Source organism: Nocardia sp. NPDC060220, from assembly GCF_042727815.1.
GTDB lineage: Bacteria > Actinomycetota > Actinomycetes > Mycobacteriales > Mycobacteriaceae > Nocardia.
The window spans coordinates 1-3,858 of sequence record NZ_JBHWZY010000672.1 but is presented as its reverse complement, the minus strand read 5'-3'; the positions used below and the strand labels follow the sequence as shown (position 1 = coordinate 3,858).

General features: G+C 70.1%; 3 protein-coding genes. All 3 read left to right on the top strand.

Going from position 1 to position 3,858, the window contains the following annotated elements; all coding sequences use genetic code 11:
* The first annotated feature begins 69 nt into the window (after positions 1–69).
* The gene (locus tag ACFWF3_RS27455) at positions 70–1,584 is read left to right on the top strand and encodes a DUF6350 family protein (RefSeq protein ID WP_378993274.1); all 1,515 of its coding nucleotides are present in this window, start codon (positions 70–72) and stop codon (positions 1,582–1,584) included.
* 36 nt (positions 1,585–1,620) lie between these two features.
* Positions 1,621–2,301 (top strand): phosphoribosylglycinamide formyltransferase, encoded by a 681-nt coding sequence (purN, locus tag ACFWF3_RS27450; protein WP_378636340.1) that lies wholly within the window; start codon positions 1,621–1,623, stop codon positions 2,299–2,301.
* Positions 2,294–3,858 (top strand): bifunctional phosphoribosylaminoimidazolecarboxamide formyltransferase/IMP cyclohydrolase (gene purH, locus ACFWF3_RS27445; RefSeq protein ID WP_378993273.1); only part of this gene is annotated, 1,565 nt, incomplete at its 3' end. The genes purN and purH, both read left to right, overlap by 8 nt.

Sequence of the window (3,858 nt, the reverse complement as noted above, 5' to 3'; positions counted from 1 at the left end):
CAGGTACGCCTGTGGGCTCGCGGCGCGCCTGACCCGCGGCCGCCGGGGAAGCTGCCACGCTGAATTGTCATGAGCTCCCGTAACGCCCTCGTGCGCCGGACCTCCGGGTCACGCGGCACCGGGGAGACAGTCGCCGCATCACCGCCCGGGCAGGAGCCCGGCTGGTGGTCGCTCTCGCCCGAGCGGGCGCGAACCCTGCTGCTGGTCGCGGCGAGGCCGACGATCACCGCCTTGGCGGCGACGGTGCTGCTCGTCCTCGTGGTCATGCTCACCACCGGCACCGATCTCACCAGTGCGCCCGCCGCGGTCGCCGCGACGTGGCTTGCCGCCCACCAGGTTCCGCTCACGGTCGGCAGGACGACCCTCGGCCTGCTGCCGCTGGCGCCGACGGCCGTGCTGGTCTGGCTGGCCGCCCGCGAATGCGCGCGGGCCGTTCCGAACCGCCCGACTCCCGTCGAGCTGGGCTGGTTGACCGGTGCCGTGCTGGCCGGACCACTGCTGATGACGGCCGTCTGCCTCGCCGTCACCGGCGATGCCGCGGGTGTCACCCCGCTCGAATCCTCGGGTCCGATCGCGGCCTTCGGCTGGGTGTTCGTGCTGTATCTGTTCGCGGCCGCCGCCGGGATCGCCGGCCGGGCGTGGAGTTCGTTGTGCGCGCTGGTGCCGATCGAGATCCCGGAATGGGCGGTCCTCGGCGCCCGCGCGGCGCGTCGCACCGTGTTGCGCATGCTCGGCTGCGCCGTGCTGGCCACCGTGATCTCCTTCTTCGTGCATCTGTCCCGGCTCGACGGTGCCTTCCAGCAGGCCCACAACGTCACCGACGTGCTGGGTATGACCTTGCTTTCCCTGCTCTATCTGCCGAATGTGGTGATCGGCGCGGCGGGGATCCTCAGCGGCGCCGCGGTGCTGTTCGGAGCGGGCTCGGTCGGGCTGTTCGGCGTGACCGGCGGGCACATGCCGGTCCTGCCCGCGCTGATTCCCGTGCCGGAAGGCCCCGCGTCCCCGTGGTGGGCGGCGCTGCTGCTGGTCCCGCTCGCCGTCGGCGTGCTCGGCGGGATCGAACTCGGCCGCACCAGCGATGACCGGCCCGGCGCGCCGTGGGCGACGCTCACCTGCGCCGCGCTGTCCACGCTGACGTTCCTGATGCTCGCGATCCTCGGCAGCGGTCAGCTCGGCGCCGTCGGGTGGGTGGGCGTCGATCTGCTGATGCTGGTCGTGCTGATGGTCACCTGGTTCGGTTTCGGCGGCTTCGTCGGCATGGTGTTCGCCCGCCGTTTCCTGGCACCGACCGCGCCGGCCGAGGTGTACGACGACTACGACGACGCAGACGACTACGAGGACTACGACTACTACGACGAGGACGAGTACGACGACGAGGACGACGATCCCGACGAGTACGCCGATGCTGTCGAATACGACGATCCCGCAGTCGAAGTCGACGGCGAACTGGTCGAGGACTTCGACGACGACCTCGAAGTGAGCATCGCCGCGCCCGGCTCGACCGACGAGCCCGCCGACGACATCGTCGACGTCGAAGTGGTCGAGTCGGACCTGCCGGACGAGGACAAGACCCCCGGTCGCTAAGCTCGACCCGGCGCCTGTCGCCATCGCCGCCGCCCGATCACACGCAGGAGTAGAGCGCTGACGTCCTCGTTTGCCCCGTGGAAGCCCGCCAGAACACCGGCCACCGTCGTCGTTCTGGCCTCGGGCACCGGCTCGCTGCTCAACGCACTGCTGGCCGCCGCACGCGAGCCCGGCTACCCGGCGCAGATCGTGGCCGTCGGTGTCGACCGCGACTGCCCGGCCACCGCGCACGCCGAGGCCGCTGGTGTGCCGCACTTCAAGGTGGGGCTCAAAGACTATTCCGACCGGGACGCCTGGAACGTCGCCCTTACCGAGGCCGTCGACGCGCACAAGCCCGATCTGGTGGTCCTGGCGGGCTTCATGAAGATCCTCGGCCCCGCGTTCATGGAACGTTTCGGCGGCCGGCTCATCAACACCCATCCCGCGCTGCTGCCGTCGTTCCCGGGCGCGCACGGGGTGCGTGACGCGCTCGCCTACGGCGTCAAGGTCACCGGCTGCACCGTGCACCTGGTCGACGCGGGCGTGGATACCGGCCCGGTCCTCGCGCAGGAAGCGGTCGCCGTGATGCCCGGCGACGACGAGGACACGCTGCAGGAGCGCATCAAGGTTGTCGAGCGACGGTTACTGGCGGAGGTCATCGCCGCCGTCGCGACGCGAGGCATTGTCTCCGACGGACGAAAGGCAGAAATACCAGTGAGCGAGCACGCCGGTGAGTGAACGTAAGGCGATCCAGAGGGCGCTGGTGAGCGTCTACGACAAGACCGGGCTCGTCGAGCTCGCCACCGGGCTGCATGCGGCCGGTGTGGAGCTGGTGTCGACGGGGTCTACCGCGGGCAAGATCGCCGAGGCCGGGATTCCGGTCACCAAGGTCGAGGATCTGACCGGGTTCCCGGAGACCCTCGACGGCCGGGTCAAGACGCTGCATCCGCGCGTGCACGCGGGCATCCTGGCCGACACCCGTCGTGCCGAGCATGTCGAGCAGCTCGTGGAGCTGGGTGTCGAGGCGTTCCAGCTGGTGGTGGTGAACCTGTACCCGTTCACCCAGACCGTGGCCAGTGGCGCGAGCGTCGACGAGTGCGTGGAGCAGATCGATATCGGCGGGCCGTCGATGGTGCGTGCCGCGGCGAAGAATCACCCGTCGGTGGGTGTGGTCGTCGACGTCACCGACTACGACGACGTGCTCGCCGCGGTGAAGTCCGGCGGGTTCACCCTCGCCGAGCGGACCGCGCTGGCCGCCAAGGCCTTCCAGCACACCGCGAGCTACGACGTGGCCGTCGCGAGCTGGATGGGCTCGGTCGCCGTGCCCGCCGTCGCCGAGGAGACCGAGCAGTTCCCCGGCTGGGTCGCCGGTTCGTGGGAGCGCGCCGCGGTGCTGCGCTACGGCGAGAACCCGCACCAGGCCGCCGCGCTGTACACCAGCAACGACGGCACGGTCGGGATCGCGCAGGCGAAGCAGTTGCACGGCAAGGAGATGTCGTACAACAACTACACCGATGGTGACGCCGCCTGGCGGGCCGCGTTCGACTTCGACGAGCCCGCGGTGGCGGTGATCAAGCACGCCAACCCGTGTGGCATCGCCGTGGCAGGCGATATCGCCGAGGCGCACCGCAAGGCGCACGCCACCGACCCGGTGAGTGCCTACGGTGGCGTGATCGCGGCCAACCGTGAGGTGAGCGTCGAGATGGCCGAGCAGGTCGCCGAGATCTTCACCGAGGTGATCATCGCCCCCGGGTACGCGCCCGGTGCCGTGGAAGTGTTGCAGCGCAAGAAGAACGTGCGCGTGCTGGTGGCCGACGCGCCGCAGCGCAAGGGCGTGGAGCTGCGCCCGATCAGCGGCGGTGCGCTGCTGCAGGACCGCGACGTTCTCGACGCCGAGGGCGACGATCCGGTCAACTGGACTCTCGCCGCGGGCGACCCGGCCGACGTCACCACCCTGGCCGACCTCGAATTCGCCTGGCGCGCATGCCGTTCGGTGAAGTCGAACGCGATCCTGCTCGCCGAGGACGGCGCCGCGGTCGGCGTCGGCATGGGCCAGGTCAACCGTGTCGATTCCTGCAAGCTCGCCGTCGAGCGCGCGGGTGAGCGTGCGAAGGGTTCCGTCGCCGCCTCCGACGCCTTCTTCCCGTTCTCGGACGGGCCGGAGATCCTGGTGGCCGCGGGTGTTCGCGCGATCGTGCAGCCCGGCGGTTCGATCCGCGACAAGGACACCATCGAACTCTGCAAGGAAGCCGGCGTCACCCTGTACCTGACAGGCGCACGTCACTTCGCTCACTG

What these genes read in the sequence shown, in the direction of transcription:
- ACFWF3_RS27455 (WP_378993274.1), top strand. Translation starts at nt 70, where the DNA reads ATGAGCTCCCGTAACGCCCTCGTGCGCCGGACCTCCGGGTCACGCGGC.